The 21,884-nt window shown below is 71.4% G+C and carries 21 protein-coding genes; 11 read left to right on the top strand and 10 right to left on the bottom strand.

All coding sequences use genetic code 11. The features are described 5' to 3' along the window. Positions 1-2 precede the first annotated feature (2 nt). The 8 genes from nadC (at position 3) to ACE1OC_RS18090 (ending at position 4,810) form a co-directional block, all read left to right on the top strand. A complete protein-coding gene (gene nadC / locus ACE1OC_RS18125) occupies positions 3-1,016 on the top strand; it encodes a carboxylating nicotinate-nucleotide diphosphorylase (RefSeq protein WP_407837868.1) in 1,014 nt (337 codons plus the stop codon). A 3-nt stretch (positions 1,017-1,019) separates the two neighbouring features. Beyond that, the gene (locus ACE1OC_RS18120; RefSeq protein WP_250752787.1) at positions 1,020-1,829 is read left to right on the top strand and encodes a type III pantothenate kinase; all 810 of its coding nucleotides are present in this window, start codon (positions 1,020-1,022) and stop codon (positions 1,827-1,829) included. Between the two features lie 252 nt (positions 1,830-2,081). Next, the gene (locus ACE1OC_RS18115) at positions 2,082-2,267 is read left to right on the top strand and encodes a DUF397 domain-containing protein (RefSeq protein WP_250752801.1); all 186 of its coding nucleotides are present in this window, start codon (positions 2,082-2,084) and stop codon (positions 2,265-2,267) included. Between the two features lie 69 nt (positions 2,268-2,336). Next, positions 2,337-2,990, top strand: a complete 654-nt coding sequence (locus ACE1OC_RS18110; protein ID WP_407837867.1) for a hypothetical protein — start codon at positions 2,337-2,339, stop codon at positions 2,988-2,990. Positions 2,991-3,003: 13 nt separating this feature from the next. Beyond that, on the top strand, positions 3,004-3,177 hold the full coding sequence (locus ACE1OC_RS18105; RefSeq protein WP_250752807.1) for a hypothetical protein: 174 nt from the start codon (positions 3,004-3,006) through the stop codon (positions 3,175-3,177). A 113-nt stretch (positions 3,178-3,290) separates the two neighbouring features. Continuing rightward, complete coding sequence (locus ACE1OC_RS18100; protein WP_407837866.1) at positions 3,291-3,764, top strand: BlaI/MecI/CopY family transcriptional regulator; 474 nt, start codon at positions 3,291-3,293, stop codon at positions 3,762-3,764. A 9-nt stretch (positions 3,765-3,773) separates the two neighbouring features. Then, entirely contained in the window at positions 3,774-4,304 is a 531-nt protein-coding gene (locus ACE1OC_RS18095; RefSeq protein ID WP_407837865.1) for an amino-acid N-acetyltransferase, read from the top strand. Positions 4,305-4,471: 167 nt separating this feature from the next. Further along, a complete protein-coding gene (locus ACE1OC_RS18090) occupies positions 4,472-4,810 on the top strand; it encodes a histone-like nucleoid-structuring protein Lsr2 (protein ID WP_250752815.1) in 339 nt (112 codons plus the stop codon). Here the strand turns inward: ACE1OC_RS18090 and ACE1OC_RS18085 are convergent. Next, on the bottom strand, positions 4,792-5,472 hold the full coding sequence (locus ACE1OC_RS18085) for an SCO3374 family protein (protein WP_407837864.1): 681 nt from the start codon (positions 5,470-5,472) through the stop codon (positions 4,792-4,794). The two genes, ACE1OC_RS18090 and ACE1OC_RS18085, sit on opposite strands and share 19 nt — an antisense overlap. Before the next feature lie 487 nt (positions 5,473-5,959). On the opposite strand from ACE1OC_RS18085, the gene ACE1OC_RS18080 reads away from it, so the two are divergent. Continuing rightward, positions 5,960-8,485, top strand: a complete 2,526-nt coding sequence (locus ACE1OC_RS18080; protein WP_274548907.1) for an ATP-dependent Clp protease ATP-binding subunit — start codon at positions 5,960-5,962, stop codon at positions 8,483-8,485. An 85-nt stretch (positions 8,486-8,570) separates the two neighbouring features. Here the strand turns inward: ACE1OC_RS18080 and ACE1OC_RS18075 are convergent, their stop codons facing one another. Further along, on the bottom strand, positions 8,571-11,549 hold the full coding sequence (locus ACE1OC_RS18075; RefSeq protein ID WP_407837863.1) for an NACHT domain-containing protein: 2,979 nt from the start codon (positions 11,547-11,549) through the stop codon (positions 8,571-8,573). A gap of 357 nt (positions 11,550-11,906) precedes the next feature. On the opposite strand from ACE1OC_RS18075, the gene ACE1OC_RS18070 reads away from it, so the two are divergent. Beyond that, entirely contained in the window at positions 11,907-12,521 is a 615-nt protein-coding gene (locus ACE1OC_RS18070) for a M23 family metallopeptidase (protein WP_407837862.1), read from the top strand. 15 nt (positions 12,522-12,536) lie between these two features. Here the strand turns inward: ACE1OC_RS18070 and ACE1OC_RS18065 are convergent, their stop codons facing one another. The 7 genes from ACE1OC_RS18065 to ACE1OC_RS18035 all read right to left on the bottom strand — a co-directional run bounded on the left by ACE1OC_RS18065 (position 12,537) and on the right by ACE1OC_RS18035 (position 19,210). Then, entirely contained in the window at positions 12,537-13,907 is a 1,371-nt protein-coding gene (locus ACE1OC_RS18065; protein WP_407837861.1) for a LamG-like jellyroll fold domain-containing protein, read from the bottom strand. 80 nt (positions 13,908-13,987) lie between these two features. Next, positions 13,988-15,301 (bottom strand): two-component system sensor histidine kinase CseC, encoded by a 1,314-nt coding sequence (gene cseC / locus ACE1OC_RS18060; protein ID WP_407837860.1) that lies wholly within the window; start codon positions 15,299-15,301, stop codon positions 13,988-13,990. A 47-nt stretch (positions 15,302-15,348) separates the two neighbouring features. Continuing rightward, positions 15,349-16,053 carry a two-component system response regulator CseB gene (gene cseB, locus ACE1OC_RS18055; protein ID WP_375953924.1) on the bottom strand — a complete coding sequence of 235 codons (705 nt, stop codon included), beginning with the start codon at positions 16,051-16,053 and terminating at the stop codon, positions 15,349-15,351. An 87-nt stretch (positions 16,054-16,140) separates the two neighbouring features. Continuing rightward, complete coding sequence (locus tag ACE1OC_RS18050; protein WP_407841596.1) at positions 16,141-16,797, bottom strand: hypothetical protein; 657 nt, start codon at positions 16,795-16,797, stop codon at positions 16,141-16,143. A 38-nt stretch (positions 16,798-16,835) separates the two neighbouring features. Further along, a complete protein-coding gene (locus ACE1OC_RS18045) occupies positions 16,836-17,396 on the bottom strand; it encodes a SigE family RNA polymerase sigma factor (protein ID WP_069920779.1) in 561 nt (186 codons plus the stop codon). Positions 17,397-17,575: 179 nt separating this feature from the next. After that, positions 17,576-18,517 carry an A/G-specific adenine glycosylase gene (locus ACE1OC_RS18040; protein WP_407837859.1) on the bottom strand — a complete coding sequence of 314 codons (942 nt, stop codon included), beginning with the start codon at positions 18,515-18,517 and terminating at the stop codon, positions 17,576-17,578. Between the two features lie 84 nt (positions 18,518-18,601). Beyond that, on the bottom strand, positions 18,602-19,210 hold the full coding sequence (locus ACE1OC_RS18035; protein ID WP_407837858.1) for a phosphatase PAP2 family protein: 609 nt from the start codon (positions 19,208-19,210) through the stop codon (positions 18,602-18,604). A 158-nt stretch (positions 19,211-19,368) separates the two neighbouring features. Here ACE1OC_RS18035 and ACE1OC_RS18030 point away from each other — a divergent pair, with 158 nt between their 5' ends. Then, positions 19,369-20,199 carry a hypothetical protein gene (locus ACE1OC_RS18030; protein WP_267038570.1) on the top strand — a complete coding sequence of 277 codons (831 nt, stop codon included), beginning with the start codon at positions 19,369-19,371 and terminating at the stop codon, positions 20,197-20,199. A 233-nt stretch (positions 20,200-20,432) separates the two neighbouring features. Here ACE1OC_RS18030 and disA read toward each other — a convergent pair whose 3' ends face one another. Continuing rightward, a complete protein-coding gene (gene disA, locus ACE1OC_RS18025) occupies positions 20,433-21,557 on the bottom strand; it encodes a DNA integrity scanning diadenylate cyclase DisA (protein WP_243339766.1) in 1,125 nt (374 codons plus the stop codon). Between the last annotated feature and the right edge of the window lie 327 nt (positions 21,558-21,884).

The raw sequence follows: 21,884 nt of genomic DNA, 5'->3' as shown, positions 1-21,884 counted from the left end.
CCGTGAGCACGCACGAGCAGGACTCCCACGAGCACGACCACACCCACCCGCACGAGGAGCTCCCGCTCCTCGATCAGAGCGAGGCCGGCGGCTGCGGCGACGACTGCGCCTGCGGCGAGGGCGAGGAGACCGGCCTGGACCCGGCGCTCGCCCAGCTCCTGGTGGACGCGGGCCTGGACCCCATCGAGGTCGAGGACATCGCGCACATGGCGATCTCCGAGGACCTCGACGGCGGGGTCGACGTCACCACCGTCGCCACCGTCCCCGAGGATGCCGTCGCCACGGCCGACTTCACCGCCCGCGAGGCCGGCACGGTCGCCGGCCTGCGCGTCGCCGAGGCCGTGCTCTCCGTCGTGTGCACCGACACCTTCGAGGTGGAGCGGCACGTCGAGGACGGCGAGCGGGTCGAGGCCGGCCAGGTGCTGCTGTCCGTACGGGCCCGCACCCGGGACCTGCTCACCGGCGAGCGCAGCGCGCTGAACCTGCTCTGCCTGATGTCGGGCATCGCCACGGCCACCCGCACCTGGGCCGACGAGCTGGAGGGCACCAAGGCCAAGGTCCGCGACACCCGCAAGACCACCCCCGGCCTGCGCTGCCTGGAGAAGTACGCGGTCCGCTGCGGCGGCGGCGTCAACCACCGGATGTCCCTGTCCGACGCGGCGCTGGTGAAGGACAACCACGTGATCGCGGCGGGCGGCGTCCGCGAGGCGTTCAAGGCCGTCCGCGAGCAGTTCCCCGACCTCCCCATCGAGGTCGAGGTGGACACCCTCCAGCAGGTCCGCGAGGCCCTGGACGCGGGCGCGGACCTGATCCTGCTCGACAACTTCACGCCCATCGAGACCGAGGAAGCGGTGGCGCTGGTCCACGGCCGCGCCGTCCTGGAGTCCTCGGGCCGTCTCACCATGCACAACGCCCGCGCCTACGCCGAGACCGGCGTCGACTACCTCGCCGTCGGCGGGCTCACCCACTCCTCCCCGATCCTGGACATCGGCCTCGATCTGCGCGAGGCGGTGTAACCGATGCTCCTCACCATCGACGTGGGCAACTCCCATACGGTCCTTGGCCTGTTCGACGGTGACGAGATCGTCGAGCACTGGCGCGTCTCGACCGACCCGCGCCGCACGGCCGACGAGATGGCCGTGCTGATGCAGGGCCTGATGGGCATGCACCCGATGCTCGGCAACGAACTGGGCGACGGCATCCACGGCATCGCGATCTGCTCGACGGTGCCGGCGGTGCTGCACGAGCTCCGCGAGGTGACCCGCCGCTACTACGGGGATGTTCCGGCGGTGATCGTGGAGCCCGGCACCAAGACGGGCGTACCGATCCTCATGGACAACCCGAAGGAGGTCGGCGCGGACCGCATCGTCAACGCCGTCGCGGCCGCCGAGCTCTACGGCGGTCCCGCGATCGTCGTCGACTTCGGTACGGCGACCACCTTCGACGCCGTCTCCGCCAAGGGCGAGTACGTCGGCGGGGTCATCTCCCCGGGCATCGAGATCTCCATGGAGGCCCTCGGCGTACGGGGCGCCCAGCTCCGCAAGATCGAGCTGGCCCGCCCGCGCAACGTCATCGGCAAGTCCACGGTCGAGGCGATGCAGTCGGGCGTGGTCTACGGCTTCGCGGGGCAGGTCGACGGGATCGTGAACCGCATGGCCAAGGAGCTGGCCGGCCCGAACGGCGTCCCGGACGACGTCCGCGTCATCGCCACCGGCGGCCTGGCCCCGATCGTGCTCGGCGAGGCCGAGGCCATCGACGACCACGAGCCCTGGCTCACCCTGATCGGCCTGCGGCTGGTCTACGAGCGCAACGCGCCCGCCTTCGGCTGACCCGCCCTCGGCTGAACCGCCCGATCCGACGGCCCCCGCCCTCCCTCCGGAGGCCGGGGGCCGCTCCGGTCCCAGGGGCCGCGGGCCGGGCCGCCCGATCGGCTCTCCGGGCCTTTACCGCGTCCTGACGCCCGCCATGACAATTTCCCCGGAAATGGTCGGAGCACGGCCGTCGTGGGGTTACCTTCGCCCCACGAGAAATACCGGGAGCCCGTCCCCGGCGCCACAGCGCCTGTGACCGGAGGAGACGCCATGAACGCTCGGCCCGCCTGGCAGAAGTCCTCGTTCTGCGGCGAGGGGGACAACTGCGTGTACGTCAGCGCCGCCCCCGGCACCCTGGTCCGGGTGGCGGACCGCGCCGACCCGGCCCACCTGGTCCTCGCCACCACCCAGGCCGCCTGGGCCGATTTCCTGCGCGTGGTCAAGCAGCCTGACTAGGGGGCCCGACACGCGCCCTGTACGTGTCCACTCAAGGGATTTTGTCCGATTAGCGCGTATCTTCGGCCCATGCCCACGCCCTACGGATCCCGCGGCGGCATGGCGTTCGGTGCCGATGAGCTTCACGTGCTCAGGCGCTCGCTCGCTCACGCCCTTCAGTCCTCGACGGCCCCCCTGACGGCCGTCGAGGTCCAGGACTGCCTGCGCCTCGCGGCGTCGGTGGACGACGCGGTCCAGGAGGCGGGGAGGCTCAGAGCCTTCCTCCTGGCCGACCTGGCGCGGTACAGAGCCGCCCTGCCCGGCAGCCTCACCGGCTACCTGGAGCTGCTGCAGGACGCCCTGGCCGCCGGCTACGAACCGGTGCCGGACGACCTCGCGGCCCTCCGGGCGCTGCGCGCCAACCCGGTCGCCGGCGCCCTGCTGGAGCGGGCCCAGACCATCGCGGAGCGCTCCGTACGCCGCAGGCTGTCCACGGCGCCCGCGCCGCGCACCCGGCTGCTGACCCTCGCGGGCGGCACCGACACGCACGCTGGCGACGCGCGGGCCGCCGACCCGCGCGGCACCGAGAAGGGCGGCTCCGGCAAGGAGGGCGACCCCGCCCGCCCGAAGCCCGAACCGCGCCCCGACGACCGTCCGGGCCGCCCCATCCCGACCCCGGGCGAGGTCTTCCCGCCGCGCCGCAAGCCCACCCCGCCCCCGGAGGCCGGGCGCGCGGTCGGGTAGCTAGGCTGGGGGCATGGACTACGTATCCGCGCTCGTGCCCCCCTTCGTGATGGCCGTGTTCTTCATCGCGCTCGTCGTGACGATCGTGAAGAGCCAGGGCGGTGCCAACAAGGCCAAGGAGGACGCGGCCGTCGACGCCGTGCTCGCCCGCGCCGAGGCCGCTCAGCAGTCCCAGCCCCAGAAGTAGCCCCCCTCGCCGGGGGACGGGCGTACGGCTTCCGAAGCCGTACGCCCGATTTTGTTGCGCCTTGCCGCCCGGATAGCCGCGCAATTCACCACAACCCGCACTATCGTGCTGCTGTGCCTCGCCCCTTGGGAGAACTCGAAGACGCAGTCATGACGCGGGTGTGGCAGTGGAACCGCCCGGTCACCGTTCGCGAAGTCCTGGAAGACCTGCAGCAGGAACGGTCCATCGCGTACACCACGGTCATGACCGTTATGGACAATCTTCATCAGAAGGGCTGGGTCCGCCGCGAAGCGGAAGGCCGCGCCTATCGATATACGGCGGTCTCCACCCGGGCCGCTTACTCGGCCGCACTGATGAACGAAGCCTGGTCGACGAGCGACAACCCCGCGGCCGCACTCGTGGCCTTCTTCGGCATGATGTCGGCGGAACAGCGCGAGGCGCTGAGGGACGCCGTGCGCATCGTGCAGCCGGCGGAACCCGTACTCCCCCCGGAACCCGCACTCTCCCCGGAGTCCGCCGACTCCCCGGCGCCGCCGCCCGCCGCCGAAGGCGACTCCGCGGCGCCGGGCACCGAGCCGGGGCGATAACGTCCGGGCATGGCTGAGTTTTCCGCTGCACATGCAAAAACAGTGACGATCCGCCGAGCGCGCACCGGTGATGTTCCCGCGCTGCGCCGCCTGCTCGACCAGTACGTACAGCAGCGGATCCTGCTGGACAAAGCCCCGGTCGTCCTTTATGAGGACATCCAGGAGTTCTGGGTCGCGGAACGCGACTCCGATGGCCAGGTGGTCGGCTGCGGTGCGCTCCACGTGATGTGGGAAGACCTGGCCGAAGTCCGCACTCTTGCCGTCGACCGCGACTTGAAGGGCGTGGGAGTCGGTCATCTGGTGCTCGACAAGTTGCTGGAGACCGCCCGGAGGGTAGGTGTCAGCCGGGTTTTCTGCCTGACCTTCGAAGTGGACTTCTTCGCGAAGCACGGCTTCGTCGAGATCGGCGAGACCCCGGTCGAGACCGATGTGTACATGGAGCTGCTGCGTTCCTATGACGAGGGTGTCGCCGAGTTCCTCGGTCTCGAACGAGTGAAGCCGAACACCTTGGGCAACAGTCGGATGCTTCTGCACCTCTGATCGATCACGGCGGGGATTTCACGGGAGCCCCCGGCCCCGTGGCCTATGTCCGAATCGCGCATGTTTCCCGACCCGTTGCGGACCCGAACCCGTGACGGGGGGTTTGTGTTTTCCAGGCAAAAGCGGTTTCCTTTCCGCGTACTGCTTTTCGATGAAAGGAAATCCCGGTGGCACAGAAGGTTCAGGTCCTTCTTGTCGACGACCTCGACGGCGGCGAGGCGGACGAGACGGTGACGTTCGCTCTGGATGGCAAGACCTACGAGATCGACCTCACCACCGCCAACGCTGAAAAGCTCCGCGGCCTCCTCGACCCGTTCACCAAGGGCGGTCGCCGCACCGGTGGCCGTGCCGCGGCGGGTCGGACCAAGGGCGGCCGCGCCGCCGCGACGTCCGGCAACCCGGACACGGCCGAGATCCGCGCCTGGGCCAAGGCCCAGGGCATGAGCGTCAACGATCGCGGCCGCGTGCCGCAGGAGATCCGCGAGGCTTACGAGAACCGGGGCTGACCTCCGGTCGGACTCCCGGTGCCGATGCGATGCGCAGCGGCCGTACGCCGTCGCAGCCGCGCCCGGTGGCATTCCGTCGCCGCCGCCGCGACCAGGCGTACGAGACCGGGCCCGGCGGTGTCCGCACCACGACCGGGCCCGGAGCCCTGCCCCGCAACGGGCAGGGCGGGCAGCAGTGCCTCACACCCCTGCTCGGGGGGCCGCAGCCACACGGCGGCCCCCTGAGGGCTTTCCCCGGGCCCCACCAGGTGTCCCGGCGGCGTCGGAGCGGTGATCCGGCCACCCGTACCCAGGGCGGTGAGATCCAGGGCCACCCCGCCCCACTCCAGCCAGTCGAGCAGCCCCTCCAGCTCGTCGGCACTCCCCGGAGCCACCAGGAACCGCATCCTGCGCCCCATCAGTGCCACGGGACCCGTGGCGGCGCCGCAGGGGCCGCGGAGCACCGCGGCGCCGGCATCGGCCGGCAGCTCCAGTACGTCGAACCGCACCCCGGTCACCAGCTGTGCGGGCGGACCGCCGGCCACGGGCCAGCCGAGCAGGCGTTCGTACCAGGACGCCAGCGCTTCGGCCGCTCCGGCCGCATCGGTCGCGGAACCGGTCGGGGGCGACCCGATCGGAACGCGGGGGAGCGGGACGGTGACGGGCGGCGCGGTGAGGGCCATGTCCGGAGCAACTGCGGAAACGCTTCGGAGTTACGCGGGAGGAGACGCCCGATGTGACGCAGGGCACTCGGGTCAATGCGGAACGTAAACGTCCGAGGAGCCGGAGTCTCACATTCGGGACGGAAGTGTGTTCGCCCGTAGCGGAGGAAACAGTCGTCCACCAGCGTGAACTGTCCGCCCTTACGGGTAAGACATTCCTAGTGGATCGGGGCGACACGCTGATTTGCAGGGTCCGAGACCGGCTTCCGTTCGCCATCGGCGTACACGTGTGACGGGTATCTGCCTGGCCTGCGGGAACATCGTCTCGCACCATCGGGTTGGAGCAGTTGTCGGCACTTACAGCCGGGTTTTCCCACGGACGTGAGGGTGAGCCGCGGACGGATGTCGGCAGTTGGAATGAGCTGTCCCGCCCCGCGGGACTAGCATGCGGAAGGACAGGGCGGGGACCGACCCCGAACTGCCCGACCGCTCTGAGGAGCGATAAACGATGTTCGAGAGGTTCACCGACCGCGCGCGGCGGGTTGTCGTCCTGGCTCAGGAAGAAGCCCGGATGCTCAACCACAACTACATCGGCACCGAGCACATCCTCCTGGGCTTGATCCACGAGGGTGAGGGTGTCGCCGCTAAGGCCTTGGAGAGCCTCGGGATTTCGCTCGAGGCTGTTCGCCAGCAGGTTGAGGAGATCATCGGACAGGGGCAGCAGGCCCCTTCCGGCCACATCCCCTTCACCCCGCGGGCGAAGAAGGTCCTGGAGCTTTCGCTCCGAGAGGCCCTCCAGCTCGGCCACAACTACATCGGCACCGAGCACATCCTGCTCGGCCTCATTCGCGAGGGCGAGGGCGTCGCCGCCCAGGTCCTGGTGAAGCTGGGCGCCGATCTCAACCGAGTCCGGCAGCAGGTCATCCAGCTGCTCTCCGGCTACTCCGGCGGAGGCAAGGAGTCGGCCACGGCCGGCGGCCCGGCCGAGGGCACGCCCTCGACCTCGCTCGTCCTGGACCAGTTCGGCCGCAACCTCACGCAGGCAGCTCGCGAATCCAAGCTCGACCCGGTCATCGGGCGCGAGAAGGAGATCGAGCGGGTCATGCAGGTGCTCTCCCGCCGGACCAAGAACAACCCGGTCCTCATCGGCGAGCCCGGCGTCGGCAAGACCGCCGTCGTCGAGGGCCTGGCCCAGGCGATCGTCAAGGGCGAGGTTCCCGAGACCCTCAAGGACAAGCACCTCTACACGCTTGACCTGGGTGCCCTGGTTGCCGGTTCCCGCTACCGCGGTGACTTCGAAGAGCGCCTCAAGAAGGTGCTCAAGGAGATCCGCACCCGCGGCGACATCATCCTGTTCATCGACGAGCTCCACACCCTCGTGGGTGCGGGTGCCGCCGAGGGCGCGATCGACGCCGCCAGCATCCTGAAGCCCATGCTGGCCCGTGGTGAGCTCCAGACCATCGGTGCCACGACGCTGGACGAGTACCGCAAGCACCTTGAGAAGGACGCCGCTCTCGAGCGCCGCTTCCAGCCGATCCAGGTGGCGGAGCCTTCCCTCCAGCACACCATCGAGATCCTCAAGGGCCTGCGCGACCGCTACGAGGCCCACCACCGCGTCTCCATCACGGACGAGGCCCTCGTGCAGGCGGCCACCCTGGCCGACCGGTACATCTCGGACCGCTTCCTCCCGGACAAGGCGATCGACCTGATCGACGAGGCCGGCTCCCGGATGCGCATCCGCCGGATGACCGCGCCGCCGGACCTCCGCGAGTTCGACGAGAAGATCGCGAACGTGCGTCGCGACAAGGAGTCGGCCATCGACTCCCAGGACTTCGAGAAGGCGGCTTCCCTCCGTGATTCGGAGAAGCAGCTGCTGGCGGCGAAGGCCAAGCGCGAGAAGGAATGGAAGGCCGGCGACATGGACGTCGTCGCCGAGGTCGACGGCGAGCTCATCGCCGAAGTCCTGGCGACCGCGACCGGCATTCCGGTGTTCAAGCTGACCGAGGAGGAGTCCTCGCGACTCCTGCGCATGGAGGACGAGCTCCACCGTCGCGTCATCGGCCAGAAGGACGCCATCAAGGCGCTCTCCCAGGCGATCCGCCGCACCCGTGCGGGTCTGAAGGACCCGAAGCGTCCCGGTGGCTCGTTCATCTTCGCCGGCCCGTCCGGTGTCGGTAAGACCGAGCTCTCCAAGACGCTCGCCGAATTCCTCTTCGGCGACGAGGACGCGCTGATCTCCCTCGACATGTCGGAGTTCAGCGAGAAGCACACGGTTTCCCGTCTCTTCGGTTCGCCCCCCGGCTACGTGGGCTACGAAGAGGGCGGCCAGCTGACCGAGAAGGTCCGCCGGAAGCCGTTCTCCGTCGTCCTCTTCGACGAGGTCGAGAAGGCCCACCCGGATATCTTCAATTCCCTTCTCCAGATCCTGGAAGACGGTCGTCTGACCGACTCCCAGGGCCGGGTCGTGGACTTCAAGAACACGGTCATCATCATGACGACCAACCTGGGTACCCGGGACATCTCGAAGGGCTTCAACCTCGGCTTCGCGGCCCAGGGAGACACCAAGACCGGATACGACCGGATGAAGGCGAAGGTCAACGAAGAGCTCAAGCAGCACTTCCGGCCCGAGTTCCTCAACCGCGTCGACGACACGGTCGTCTTCCACCAGCTCACCGAGGAAGACATCGTCCAGATCGTCGACCTGATGATCGCCAAGGTGGACGACCGCCTGAAGGACCGTGACATGGGCATCGAGCTCAGCACGGAAGCGAAGGCACTGCTGGCCAAGCGCGGCTACGACCCGATCATGGGTGCCCGCCCGCTGCGCCGCACGATCCAGCGCGAGATCGAGGACGTCCTGTCGGAGAAGATCCTCTTCGGCGAGCTGCGCCCCGGTCACATCGTGGTCGTCGGCAAGGAGGGGGAGGGCGACGAAGCCAAGTTCACCTTCCGCGGTGAGGAGAAGACTCCGATCTCGGACCTTCCCCCCATCGAGGCGTCGGGCTCCGGCCCGGACCTCACCAAGGGTGCGTAAGCGCTAGCCGCTCACAGCGGTACGAAGGGGCGGCCCCGGGACCGAAAGGTTCCGGGGCCGCCCCTTTGCCGTGGGCGGCGGGCGGTCAGACCTCGTACGCCTGCGGCACCATCTCCAGCTCGGCGTGCGGGAAGCGGCGGAGCAGCCGTTCCTCGATCCCGTCCTCCCACGGCTCGTCGTCGTCGTAGAACCTCACGGTCCGCAGCGACGGCAGATCGGCGAACACGGCGAGGCCGTCGAGTACGGCGCAGGACACGGCGATCTCCCGCAGCTCCTTCAGGGCGGAGAGCTCCGCCCAGGCGGCTTCGCTGCCGGGGCGCCAGGAGCGGCCGAGTTCCAGCCGCCGCAGGCTCGTGAGCCGCCCCAGGCCGACCAGGTCCGGGTCCGCCTCGTCCAGCTCGATCGCCTCCGGCCGGGCTTCGGGGGAGACGTCGGTGAAGGACCAGGCCCCGTCCCGGCCGTGCAGGGTGAGGGTGCGCAGCCGGGGCCAGGACGCGATGGCCCGGCGCAGGGGGAGATCGCTGCCGATGTAGAGGGACACGTCCTCCAGGGGCAGCCCGTGCAGCGGACCAAGGTCCCCGAGCTCGCTCCAGCCGTTGATGACGAGGCGACGCAGCGAGGTGTGGCCGCGCAGGAATTCCACGTCCGTCCCACCGCCGAAGTACCAGAAGGTCAGCCCCGACACCGGCTGGCGGGCCAGGAAGGCTGCCAGGGCCGTGCGGCTGACCTTGTTGCCGATGTGCAGGTCGGGCGGGCCGGTGAAGGAGGTCAGTGCCGCCAGCTGGTCGTCCGATTCGACGACGAGGTTCCTGGGCGGCGGGTCCATCTGCGTGAGCACCTGGGCGGCGTACCGGCGCCGGTCGAACCTGCTCCATGCGCGGACCAGCAGCTCCCGGACCTCTTCGTCGGGGTTCCGGCGATAGCCGGCGAGGTAGCCGACGGCCTCCTCGGATCCCGCCGCCATGGCCGCCCTCACCGAAAGGCGGGCATCGCCGCCCCGGGCGTCCTCGCCGCGGGGCAGCAGGTCCAGGACGAGGGGACCGACCCGGCCGAGGGCTTCGGCGGCGTTCGGGTTCGCGGGCGGAACGAGACGGCGGGCGGCCGTCCGGGCGTCCTCGCGGAGCTCCGGTTCCAGCTCGGCCGCGTACTCCAGCGACGCGAGGGCCAGCAGGACCGCCCGGTCCGTGTTCCGGACCAGCAGGTCGCGGATGATCGCCGCGCGTTCGAGGGGGCGGCCCTGGGCGACGGCCATGCGGATGACGTCCTCCCACTGGTCGTCGTCCGCGTGCCGGGTCAGTTCGCCGAGGCTGCCCTCGTCCAGGGCCGCCCGGGCGCCCAGGAAGTCCTGGAAGGTGCGGTGGACGAACTCCAGCGTGTCCTCCGTGGGGGCCCGCAGGAGGCCCGTCCGGTCCAGGAGGTGCCGTAGGACGGCCCCGGCGTCGCCCAGTGCCTGCGCGGCCGGTACGGCGGGCAGTGCGGCGTCGATCAGGGCCGTGGCCCGGTCCCGGCCGATCTCGGTGCGGCCGTTGCGGATGAGCCAGTACGCGAGCCGCTGGAGGAGCTGGAGCTGCGGCTCCTCGGCCAGCTCCGGCAGGCGCAGGTCCCGCTCGCGGTCGCGGCGGTGCAGCAGCATCGACAGGGCGGCCGTGTAGAGCTCCTTGCGGCCCGAAGGCAGGAAGCCCCGGCGCTCGCGGTGCAGGGCGCAGATCAGCCCGCACAGCAGCGGGTTGGTGGCGAGCCGGGCCAGCTCCGGTTTGGTGGCCAGGGATTCCAGCAACTGGTCGCGGAGGTGCTCGCCCGCCTCGGCCGCCGTGTGCCAGCGGGTGACGAAGGCCGCCACCGCGGGCTGGTTCATGGGGACGAGGACCAGCTCGGCGAATTGCTCGCCCGCGAGCCAGTCCGGGCGGACCGCCGAGGGCCGGGAGGTGACCAGCCACCGGTTGTGGGGGTAGGCGGCGAAGAGGTCGACGAGCCAGTCGCGGGCGCGGGCCCGCTCGGCCTCCGGGATCTCGTCGATGCCGTCGACCAGGATCAGGCCGCGCCCCGCGCGCAGGACCCGGTCCTCCCAGCCCTCCGGTGCCTGTCCCTTGAGCGCGGTGGCGGCCAGGAAGTCCTTGGCGGCGGGCAGAGGCTGTCCGTGCCGGGTCAGGGTCCGCAGGGGCAGCACGTACGGGACGAGATCGGCCAAGGCCCCCTCCCGCCCGGCGGAGACGGCGAGCTGCTGGATCAGCGTGGTCTTGCCGGACCCGGCCTCGCCGCGCAGCAGGATGCGGTAGCCGTGGTGCAGGCTCGCCTCCGCGGCACGGGAGCCGTCGCGCAGCCACTGCGGGGCCGCGGGCCAGCGGACGAGCCCGTCCGGGGTGGGGGAGACCACCTCCAGGCTCACGTACGCCGCGTCCAGCGGCCAGCGCGCCGAGCCGGGCGGCAGGTCGATCCCGTAGATCGTCAGGGTGCTGTGCCGTTGGGCGAGGTACGCCAGGTACCTGATCTCGAACGCTGCGTCCCGGCCGTCCTGGCGGGGGATCCGCGCGAGCAGGGCGTCGATCTTGGCGATCACCTCGGCCTGGCGGCGGGCCTGCTCGACCAGGGCCGCCGGGATGTAGGTGGAGCGGGTCGTGAAGAAGTGCAGGACGTGCAGGCAGGTGGTTTCCAGCAGCCGGTCGTGGAAGAGCTCGGCGTCCCGTCCCAGGCCCGTGGCCGGCGCCGCCTTGCGCAGTTCGGCGGCGAAGGCGCGCGCGCCCATCTCGACCGCCTGGGCGTCCTCCAGGGCCAGGTCCCCGAGGGAGTGCAGGGTGACGGCCAGTGCGGCCGCGACGCCCGCCTCCTCGCCCGGCGGCAGCGGCTGCTCGCCCGGGGCCCGCAAGGCCTCGGCGACCAGCTTGTCGGCGAGTCGGCGCAGGTCGTCGCGGGACAGCACGCGCTGCTCGCGCAGGGAGACGTACGAGGAGATCCGCACGGGCCGGTCGACGAGGCCGGCGCCCGCCCCCTCCCCGCGGAAGAGCTTCTTCACGAGGGGGGTCACGACCCCCGAGGCCAACCGGATCCCCACCACGGATGCGTCCACGAGGCGGAGCGTAGCTCCGGCGTGACGTGGGTCGCAGGGCTTTGGTCCCGACGACGGGCGGTCGGAGGTCCCGGGCCGGTGACAAGCCGCACAGGGCAAATCGGACCTACTAGGAACATTCGTAGAGATCGATGTCCTATTTGCCCCACCGCAGACCCAGTGGGGAGGCGGTCAACAGGGCTGACAGCCCCCTCGGCACCTACGAGGCCGGGTAGTAACGGGGAGGTTTGGGGAAGCCGGGGTGCCCGGGTTACCAAAGATGAGCAAGCAAGCCCGGCACCCGCTCAGCGTGCCGGGTCCTTTCTTGCCCGAAGCACCCGCAGCACCGTCCCCGTCCCCGGCCCGGAGGTCTCCTTCATGTCCGCGAAGCGCGTCAGCACCCGTCGTACCCGTACCGCCATCGGCGCCACCGCCCTGGGCGCGGCCCTGGCACTCGGGGCCGGGACGACCGCCGCCTTCGCCGACGAGGTGCCCCAGGCCGAGCTGACGGGCACCGTCCAGCTGATCGCCGAGCAGGCCGCCGCCCAGGCCGCCGTCGCCGCGAAGCCGGCCGGCCTGTGGGACAAGCCGGTGTCGAAGTACACGCTCTCCGCGACCTTCGGCAAGGGCGGCAGCATGTGGTCGCACAAGCACTCCGGCCAGGACTTCGCCGTCCCGGTCGGCACCCCGGTGGACGCCGTCTCCGCGGGCACCGTGGTCAAGGCCGGCCCCAACGGCGGCGGCGACGGCCCGGCCTACGGCAACGCCATCGTGATCAAGCACGCGAACAACACGTACTCCCAGTACGCGCACCTCTCGAAGATCCAGGTCACGATCGGCGAGAAGGTCTCCAAGGGCGAGCAGATCGCCCTCTCCGGCAACACCGGCAATTCGAGCGGCCCGCACCTCCACTTCGAGATCCGGACCACCCCGAACTACGGCTCGGCCGTGAACCCGGTGTCCTTCCTGCGGACGGTCGGCGTCACCATCTGATCGGACGCCGTCCGGTCAGCCGGTGATCCAGGCGTGGGTCCCGCTGCCGCGCGTACCGGCGTCCAGTTCGCCCTTGCGGTAGGCGGCGGCCTGCTCGGGGGTGAAGGGCGTCGCGTAGAACCTGAGGTAGTTGATGGAGCCCGTCCAGGCACCGGCCCAGGCGTTCTGGTGGCGGGCCCGGCCCAGCTGCAAGGGGCCCGAGCCCTGCCAGATCCCCGGGACCGCCGCTTCGCCGATCTTCTTGCCCTCCACGTAGAGGTAGATCTTCTTCATGTCGGCGTCGTAGACGGCCGTCAGCACCGTCCAGGCCTTGACCGTCTTGTGCCCCTCGGCGGCCACGGTCACCATCGTGGGCGTGGCGCCCTCCTGGGTGGTCCGTACGCGGAACACCCAGGCCTGCTTGTTGTTCACCGTGTCGGAGCCCAGCTCGAACGAGAACGTCTCTCCGGTGCCCTGGCTCAGGATGACGTGCGAGCCCTTCTCCGCGGACGTGTTCCTGACGCGCGCCGAGAGGGAGAAGCTCTTGGTCGTGTCCACGGCGGCCTCGGTGGACTCGGCGTACGAGTTCGGGTTGCCCTTGAGCGTGAGCTCGTAGTGCGTGCCCACCTTGGGCACCGTGGCCTCGGGGCCCAAGCGGACGTTGGTCTTGCCGACGCTGTCGCGGAGCAGGGTGGGGTCGCTCGCGACGGTGGGGGAGTAGGACTTCGACGGGGACGCGCCGGGGCCGGGGGAACCGGACGCGGAGGGTGACGTGGAGGGCGCGTTGTCGGCGACGTCCTTCTTTCCGCCCCCGCCCGGCTCGTCGTTCTTCAGCAGCACGAACGCTCCGCCGCCGGCGAGCAGCAGGAGCACGGTCACCGCTCCGCCCACCATCCACAGCCGCTTCTTGCGCCGCTCGCGCGCCGACCGGTCGGCCATCGCCTCCCAGTCCGGCTGCTCGCCGAAGGGCCGGGCGGGCAGGCCCTGGCCGGGTCCGGGCGGGCCGGCGGGTCCGGTCGGGGCGGAGTCCTCGGGGAACGGCATCGGGGGGCCGAAGGTGCCGGCCGCGGGCGGGCCCGGCGGGTAGCCGTAGCCGCCGCCCTGCGGGTATCCGTAGCCGTGGCCCTCGCCGGACGGGGTCTGGTCGGGCCGGCCGGGCGGATAGCCGTAGCCGCCGTCGGGCGCGGGCCGGCCGTACTGGTCGTGCTGCGCGTACGGATCGCTCTGCGGGTTCTGCCCGTGCTGCCCGTGCTGGTCGTACTGCGCGTGCTGGTCGTACTGTTCCGGCCGGCCGGGCGGGAACCCGTAGCCGCCCGGCGCGGGTATGCCCGGCGGGAACCCGTAGCCACCGTTCTCCGGTGCGGGCTCGGGCTGGGGGCTGTGCGGGCGATCCGTACCGTCAGTCATGGTTCGGATGCTAAAACATCGGCGTCCGCATGCGAACAGCCGATGGTCGCGATACGACACCGATCCCGCCCGGTTGCCGCTCAGCCCTCCCGGCGCAGGATCGGGAAGCTCCCCGTCGCCGTCGGTGCGTGCTCCGGCAGCCACAGCACCGCCACCGCCCCGGCCGCCGCGCCGCTGTGGACGAACCCGCCGGGTGCCGCCACGTTGCGGAACGTCAGCCGGGCGCCCAGCACCCGCGCCTGCCCCTCCGCGATGGTCAGCCCCAGCCCGTGCCCGACCCCGGCGCGGTCCGTGGACCCGGTCCGGAAGCGGCTCGGGCCCTCCCGGAGCAGGGCCTCGGGGAAGCCCGGCCCGTGGTCCCGGACCCGTACCACCCGGCCTTCGACATCGACCTGGACCGGCGCCCGCCCGTACCTGGCGGCGTTCGCGAGGAGGTTGCCGAGGATCCGCTCCAGGCGGCGCGGATCGGTGCTGACGATCTCGTCCGCGACGATCCGTACGCTCGCCTCCGGCATCAGCGAGTTCACCCGGCGCTGCACGAACTCGCCCAGCGCCACCTCCTGGAGCTCGGCCCGCTCGGACGCGCTGTCCAGCCGGGCCACCTCCAGCACGTCCTCGACCAGCGCCCGCAGCGCCTGCGCGCGGTCCCGTACGAGCTCGGTCGGCCGGCCCGGAGGCAGCAGCTCCGCCGCTGTGAGCAGGCCCGTCACCGGGGTGCGCAGTTCGTGCGCGATATCGGCGGTCACCCGCCGCTCCGCCTCCAGCCGCTGCTGGAGCGCGTCCGCCATCGCGTCGACGGCCCGCGCGAGGTCGTCGGTCTCGTCGCGTACGACGCCCCCGACCGCGTCCCGCACCCGTACCTCGGGATCCCCGTGCGCCACGCGCTGCGCGGCGGCCGCGGCCTTGCGCAGCCGGCGCGAGATCTGGCCGCCGATCAGCACGCCGAGCGCCGACCCGCCGACCACCACGGCGACGGAGCCGACGATCAGCGCCCGGTCCAGGTCGCGCAGCATGTTGGCGCTCTCCCGGAACGGGGTGTGCAGCGAGAGCACCTGCCCGTTGCCGAGCGGCAGGGCGGCCCACACCTCGGGGAGTCCGTGCGGGTTCTCCTGGATGTAGGTGCCGCGCCTGCCGGAACGGGCCTTCTCGCGCAGTTCCCTGGGCAGCTCGGGGTCGTTGAGCTTGGCGCCCATCTGCGGCTTGCGGCCCCCCTCGGCGGTGCGGGAGATGAACTGCACGCGGTCGAGCTGCACCTCGCGCGCGCTTTCCAGCATCGATACGCGGGCAGCACTGTGCACCACCAGGCTCAGGGCGATGGCGGTCAGCGCGCCCACGGACGCGATGGCGAGCGTGATCTTCCAGCGGATCCCGGTCCGCAGGGTGAACCGCTTCATTCAGATTTCATTCCCGCGCTCGTCCCCCGTGCTCGTTCCTCAAGGCATCAGGCCTTGAGCTTGTATCCGAATCCCCGGACCGTTTCGATCCGGTCCTGCCCGATCTTGGTGCGCAGTCGCTGGACGTGGACGTCCACGACGCGGGTGTCGCCGCCCCAGTCGTAGTCCCAGACCCGCTCCAGCAGCCGGTCGCGCGAGAGCACGGTGCCGGGAGAGGTGGAGAACTCCAGCAGCAGCCGCATCTCGGTGGGGGTCAGTGCCACCGAGGCGCCCGCCTTGCGCACCTCCATGCCCTCCGTGTCGACCTCCAGGTCGCCGAAGGCCAGCACTCCGCGCTCGCCGGAGGCGTCCTCCTCGGACCCACCGCCCTGCGGACCGCCTGCGTGGCCGAAGCGGCGGAGCACCGCGCGGATGCGGGCGACGAGGACGGAGCCGTCGAAGGGCTTGGTGACGTAGTCGTCGGCACCCGCCTCCAGGCCCAGCACCACGTCGATGGAGTCGGCGCGCGCCGACAGCATGATGACGGGGACGGTGGACTCGTCGCGGATGCGGCGGCACAGGCTCACCCCGTCCATCCCGGGCACCATCACGTCGAGCAGCGCGATGTCGGGCCGGTCCGCCCGGAAGGACTCCAGGCCGGACAGGCCGTCGGGCATGGCCGTGACCACGAACCCGTCGCGTTCCAGCGCCAGGGTCGTGGCCTCACGGATGACGTCGTCGTCCTCCACGAACAGCACATGGGTCTCGGCCATCGGGAGCCTCGCCTCGCCTCGGTACTCGGTGCTTCGGTGTCTCTTCGGTGCTTCGTCGGTCGCTCGGACGCTCAGCGCTTCGGATGCTCAGCTCTTCGGGCTGACGGCCGGGGCGGGGAGCGCCCCGCCGTCGACCACGTTGCTGTAGTCGGTGTGGACCCGGTCCTGCTCGGTGAACCGCTCCCCGTTCCAGCGGTACGTGATCAGGTCCTCGCCCGAGGGGTAGGAGAGCGCGTCGCTCTTCCCGTAGACCGGCTTGGTGACGATCAGGTCGCCCCGGTCGATCTCGGCGTAGACGGGCGGCTGCTCGTCCGAGAAGACATTCTCGTACGAGGCCCCGTCCGCGCGGTACACGAACGAGCCGCGGCCGAGCGCGTCGGCGCAGGACAGGACGTTGACCACGATGTCGATCTCCGGGCCGCCGGTGACCTTCCCGTAGCTGACGTCCACCGGGTACTCCTTGCCCGAGCAGGGCTTCAGGTCCCGTTTGATGTCGGCGCTGATCTTGGGGTCCGCCTTGATCAGGGCGATCGGGTCGACCTTGGCGGCCGGCTTTCCGGAGGCCTGCGGGACGACGGGGGCAGCAGTGCCCGCGTCGTGTCCGGAGGGCGCGGAGGAGGGAGCTCCGGTCTTGGCCACGGCCTCGGTACGGGCCGGGCCGCCGTCCCGCAGCCCCGTGCCCCCCGTCGAGCAGCCGACCGCGAACAGCACGGTGCCGACGAGGACGACCGTCCCCGCCGACATCAGTACCACCGAGCTCTTGCCGCTCAGTCTTTGGCCAATCAGGCCGCGCACCGCTCACGCCCCTCGTACCGGATGGTGTGGTCACCGCGCTCCAGTGCGCGCATGTCCAGGTCCCGGCTCTCCAGTTCCTGCCGGAGCCGTGCCAGTGCGCGGTGCAGAGTGCTCTTCACGGTTCCCGCCGACATGCCGAGCGCCGCGGCCGTCTCCTCGGTGCTCATCTGCTCCCAGTGTCGCAGCACCACCACACTGCGCTGCTTGGGCGCGAGCACCTTGAGGATGTCCATGAGCAGGGCGCGGTCGGCACGCTGGTCCGAACCGTCCTCGACGGAGGCGTCGGGGAGCTGCTCGGTGGGAACCTCTTCGAGCTTGCGGGCCCGCCACCATTCGGTGCGGGTGTTGATCATGACACGGCGCAGGTAGGCGTCGGCAAGGGACTTGTCGGCGATGCCGTCCCAGCGGCCGTAGGTGCGGACGAGCGCGGTCTGCAGGAGGTCCTGTGCGTCGGTCGGGTCCGGAACCAGGCGACGGGCGCTGCGCAGCAGCGCGTCCTGCCGGGTGCGTACGTACTCTTCGAATTCGAGTACCTCGCCGTGCGCCATCTCAGACCGCCTCCGTTCCGACCAACCGCTCATCCGCTGCCTTACGGATCCGACGGTACGGAGGCGTTGTCACGGCCCTGTGCGGGTCAGCCTTCGGTGGGCGCACGGACACCCATAGGTTGTGTAACAGCGCCCGTGAGCTGCGGTTTCCCGGCACAAGCGGAATCCCTGAGTCAGTCTCAGGGGGCGTCGGACGGGGCGTCGGACGAGCCGTCGGGGCCGGCCTTCGCGGGGCCGGCCGGGAGGCGGTACATGAGCCCGGGCAGCGGCTCCACGAGCCCGTCCGAGACCAGCCCGTCGAGCGCGCGGGCCCGCTGTACGGGCTCCTCCCAGACGGTGTCCAGGACGGACTGCGGCACGGCGCCGACCGCCTCGCGCAGCACCGCGAGGAGCCGGCCGCGCACCTGCCGGTCCGTGCCGGCGTACGTCTGCCCGCGCCGCGGCGGTCCCTCGTGAGCGGGTTTCCCGGCCAGCCGCCACGCGCACAGCCCGGCCACCGGACAGCTCCCGCAGTCCGGGCTCTTGGCCGTGCACACCAGTGCCCCGAGCTCCATGGAGGCCGCGGCCCAGCGGGCCGCGGTGTCCTCGTCCTCGGGCAGCAGGGCCCGCGCCAGGCGCCGCTCGGCGGCGGTCGTGGCGTTCGGCGGGTACTCGACCCCGGTCGCGGTGCGCGCGAAGACCCGGCGCACGTTCGTGTCGAGCACCGCGTGCCGCTGTCCGTACGCGAAGGAGGCCACGGCGGCCGCCGTGTACTCGCCGATCCCGGGCAGGGCCAGCAACTGGGCGTGCTCGCGCGGTACGTCGCCCCCGTGCCGCTCCGTTATGGCAGTGGCCGCGCCGTGCAGGCGCAGGGCCCGGCGCGGGTAACCGAGGCGGCCCCAGGCGCGTACGGCCTCACCCGGGGCGTCGGCGGCGAGGTCGGCGGGCCGGGGCCAGCGGGCGAGCCACTGCTCGTAGACCGGCAGGACCCGGTTGACGGGGGTCTGCTGGAGCATGAACTCGCTGACCATCACCCCCCAGGGGCCGGCTTCGGGGCGGCGCCAGGGCAGGTCGCGGGCGTGTGCTTCGAACCACGCGATGACGGGGGAGTGCAGCGCGGTGGCGGGAATGGTTGCAGTCATGGCAGACGGCATCCTGGCACGTTTCGGGCCCGCGGGGTGTCGTGTCGATCCCCGGCCGGGCGCCGGGCGGGGCCGGGGCGGGCGTCAGCGGGCGGGGTCCGCGCCGGTGATCAGGACGGCCGTGCGGCCGCCGCCCGTCCGCACTGCGGCGACCACCCTGGTCGCGGGGCCGGCGAGCGCGAGGACGGCGAGCGCGGCGAGGCTCGCGCCGAGCAGCAGGCCCATGGCCACGTCGTGCGGGTAGTGGACGCCGACGAAGACGCGGGAGAAGGCCATCAGCAGGGCCAGCGGAAGCGTCAGCAGCACGAGCCCCCGCACGGCGATCGCCAGGGTCACGGCCGCGGCTCCCGCGATGGTGGCGTGGTTGCTGGGGAAGGACCAGTCGCCGGTGGCCGGGCACTTGATCAGCGAGGCCGCCGCCCCGGCCACGGCCCGGCAGGGGCGCTCCTCGTCGACGCTGGACTTCACCAGCTCGGAGGCGACGTAGGCCAGGGCGGTGACGAAGGGGGCGAGCACCGCGAGCGCCACCGTGCGGGGGTCGCGGGCGCCGCGCGCACGCCACCACACGGCTATGAAGAGGGCGCCGAAGACGAGCAGCCCGTACTCGGTCCAGAACTCGAACGCCGATTGCACCCAGGCGGGGGTCGAGTGGGCGAAATCGGTGACGTCGAGGTAGAGGCCGGAGCTGTCCATGGTGACTGAAGGTACCTAAATCGGAATAACGTCCTCATCAGTCTCCCGGCCGATTCCGGGCGCCCCGGATCACCCCGCAGGATGATCATCGGCAAAACAAGTCGCCTGCGCGGCATGTGGGCACTGATCGCGCCCCGAACTCTCGTAAGGTTCCGTCCGTGGGATCTCTGCGCAATCCGGTCGGGCCGCTCCCCTCCTCCATCTACTGGCGACGGAGGGCCGTGCTGGCGTCCGTTGCCGCGCTCCTCGCGATGCTCGCCGTATGGACCGTCAGCTCCGGTGCGGGCAAGTCGAGTACCAACGGCAAGGGCCAGGGCGGCTCCGGTCCCGTCACCCAAATCACCCCCGGACCCTCGGGTTCCGGTCCGGCGATCAGTCAGGCCCCGGGCGGGCGCGGCGAGTCGGGCTCGGGCGCCTCCGGCGGCACGAGCGCCGGCACCGGCACGGGCTCCGGCCCCGGTGCGAGCCCCGGCACGGGCAAGAACGGCGAACCGGGCGCCGAGCCCGGCACCGCCGGCCAGGGCGGGGCGGACGGCTCCGGCGGCACCGGCGCCGGCCAGGTCGTCCCGGCGGACTCGCCGGTGCCCACGTGCGCGCCCGGTGCGCTGCAGTGGGAGGTCAAGAGCGTGAAGAACGAGTACGAGGCGAGCGAGAAGCCGCGCCTCGAACTCCTCGCGCGCAACGTCTCGGGCACGACCTGCAAGGTCGATCTCGGCCCGAAGCAGGCGGTGCTGACGATCACTCAGGCGAGCAACGCGAAGCCGGTCTGGTCCTCGGCGGACTGTCCGGCGGGTGCGGGCAACGTGTTCTACCGGGTGCCTTCGCAGGGCGAGACCAAGCAGGCCCTGGAGTGGGACCGGCACTTCAGCGAGGCGACCCAGTGCCAGTCGCCTCCGGCGGGGGTGGCGGCGGCGGACACGTACGTGGTCGAGGTCAAGTCGCCCGGCATGCCGGTGGCTCGAACCTCGTTCGTCCTGAAGCCGGAGTAACGGGCGCGGCGCCGGCTCCGGGGGCTCAGCCCCCGGACCCCCGCGCCTCAAACGCCGGCGGGGCTGGATTGGGCCGACGTCGGCCCGCACGTGCGTGATCGGAGGGGCTGGATTGCCCGCAGGGCAATTCCAGCCCCTCCGGCGTTTGAGGAGCGGGGTCCGGGGCGGCGCCCCGGGAGCGGCGCTCAGCCGCACCCGCGGAGCGAGGCCGCACCCGCGAGCCGGGCCGCAGGCTAGACGTACCGCTCCAGGATGGAGGACTCCGCCAGGCGGGACAGGCCCTCGCGGACGCTGCGCGCACGCGCCTCGCCGACACCGTCGACCGTTTGCAGGTCGTCCACGGAGGCGGCCAGCAGCTTCTGCAGCCCGCCGAAGTGCTCCACCAGCCGCTCGATGATCGCCCCCGGCAGCCTCGGCACCTTCGCGAGCAGCCGGTACCCCCGCGGGGACACCGCCGAGTCCAGGGTCTCCGGCGAGCCCGTGTACCCCAGGGCCTTCGCCACGATCGCCAGCTCCAGCAGCTCCGGATGCGTCAGCGCGTCCAGCGCGGGCAGCGCCTCGTCCACCGTGCGGGAACGCTTCGCCGTGGGCTCCGGCACGTAGTCCCGGATGACGAGCTCCCGCTCCTGCTCGATCCCGACCGTCAGCTCGTCGAGCTGGAGGGAGAGCAGCCGGCCGTCGGTGCCGAGCTCCACCACGTACTCCGCGATCTCCGTCGCGATGCGCCGCACCATCTCCAGCCGCTGCGCCACCGCCGTGACGTCGCGGACCGTCACCAGGTCCTCGATCTCCAGCGCGGACAGCGTCCCGGCGACCTCGTCCAGGCGGAGCTTGTACCGCTCCAGCGTGGCCAGCGCCTGGTTCGCCCGCGACAGGATCGCCCCGGACTCCTCCAGCACGCGCCGCTCGCCGTCCACGTACAGCGCGATCAGCCGCATCGACTGCGAGACCGACACCACCGGGAAACCGCACTGCTTCGAGACCCGGTCCGCGGTCCGGTGCCGGGTGCCCGTCTCTTCCGTGTGGATCGACGCGTCGGGCACCAGCTGGACGCCCGCCCGCAGGATCTTGGTGATGTCCTTGTCCAGGATCAGCGCGCCGTCGAGCTTGCACAGCTCGCGCAGCCGGGTCGCCGTGAACTCCACGTCCAGGACGAAACCGCCCGTGCACATGGCCTCGACGGACTTGTCCATGCCGAGGACGATGAGCCCTCCGGTGTTGCCGCGAACGATCCGTTCGAGCCCGTCACGCAGGGGCTGACCAGGTGCGACCGCGCTCAGCGAGGCGCGCATCATGGCCTCCTGCTTGGAGCTCGCGCCCGACTTTCCGGATGCTGCTGCCCCGTCCTTGGCTGCCACTGCACTCCTCCGGTCGCGGGATGTACCGCCTGCGTACGGCCGGGCGGACCATCCCGAAGTCTACCGGCGCGGCCCCGGCGCCCGCCGTGCCTTAACCCGGCCGGGCCGAGGAGCACCCCGTCCGACCCCGCTGACCTGCGGTTCGGAGCCGCGAACGGCCTGCTAGGGGGTGTCCGCAAAGTCCCGCCTGCCCCGCGGCGCCTGGCACGCGCTCTCGGCGCACCGGGCGAAATCCCGAGTACGTCCAGTACGCAGGCTTCCGCCCGGCACACCGAGAGCACGCACCAGACCCCGCGGGGCCGCCCTTCGGGCGGCCGGCGGGACATT

The sequence above is a fragment of the Streptomyces stoeckheimensis genome (assembly GCF_045822005.1).
Lineage (GTDB): Bacteria > Actinomycetota > Actinomycetes > Streptomycetales > Streptomycetaceae > Streptomyces > Streptomyces stoeckheimensis.
Note: the sequence above shows the minus strand (reverse complement) of the source record. Positions and strands in the feature narration are given on the sequence as shown.

Coding starts and splice junctions, on each gene's coding strand:
- ACE1OC_RS18120 (WP_250752787.1), top strand. CDS start 1,020: ATGCTCCTCACCATCGACGTGGGCAACTCCCATACGGTCCTTGGCCTG.
- ACE1OC_RS18115 (WP_250752801.1), top strand. CDS start 2,082: ATGAACGCTCGGCCCGCCTGGCAGAAGTCCTCGTTCTGCGGCGAGGGG.
- ACE1OC_RS18110 (WP_407837867.1), top strand. CDS start 2,337: ATGCCCACGCCCTACGGATCCCGCGGCGGCATGGCGTTCGGTGCCGAT.
- ACE1OC_RS18105 (WP_250752807.1), top strand. CDS start 3,004: ATGGACTACGTATCCGCGCTCGTGCCCCCCTTCGTGATGGCCGTGTTC.
- ACE1OC_RS18095 (WP_407837865.1), top strand. CDS start 3,774: ATGGCTGAGTTTTCCGCTGCACATGCAAAAACAGTGACGATCCGCCGA.
- ACE1OC_RS18085 (WP_407837864.1), bottom strand. CDS start 5,472: ATGGCCCTCACCGCGCCGCCCGTCACCGTCCCGCTCCCCCGCGTTCCG.
- ACE1OC_RS18080 (WP_274548907.1), top strand. CDS start 5,960: ATGTTCGAGAGGTTCACCGACCGCGCGCGGCGGGTTGTCGTCCTGGCT.
- ACE1OC_RS18070 (WP_407837862.1), top strand. CDS start 11,907: ATGTCCGCGAAGCGCGTCAGCACCCGTCGTACCCGTACCGCCATCGGC.
- ACE1OC_RS18065 (WP_407837861.1), bottom strand. CDS start 13,907: ATGACTGACGGTACGGATCGCCCGCACAGCCCCCAGCCCGAGCCCGCA.
- cseC (WP_407837860.1), bottom strand. CDS start 15,301: ATGAAGCGGTTCACCCTGCGGACCGGGATCCGCTGGAAGATCACGCTC.
- cseB (WP_375953924.1), bottom strand. CDS start 16,053: ATGGCCGAGACCCATGTGCTGTTCGTGGAGGACGACGACGTCATCCGT.
- ACE1OC_RS18050 (WP_407841596.1), bottom strand. CDS start 16,797: ATGTCGGCGGGGACGGTCGTCCTCGTCGGCACCGTGCTGTTCGCGGTC.
- ACE1OC_RS18045 (WP_069920779.1), bottom strand. CDS start 17,396: ATGGCGCACGGCGAGGTACTCGAATTCGAAGAGTACGTACGCACCCGG.
- ACE1OC_RS18040 (WP_407837859.1), bottom strand. CDS start 18,517: ATGACTGCAACCATTCCCGCCACCGCGCTGCACTCCCCCGTCATCGCG.
- ACE1OC_RS18035 (WP_407837858.1), bottom strand. CDS start 19,210: ATGGACAGCTCCGGCCTCTACCTCGACGTCACCGATTTCGCCCACTCG.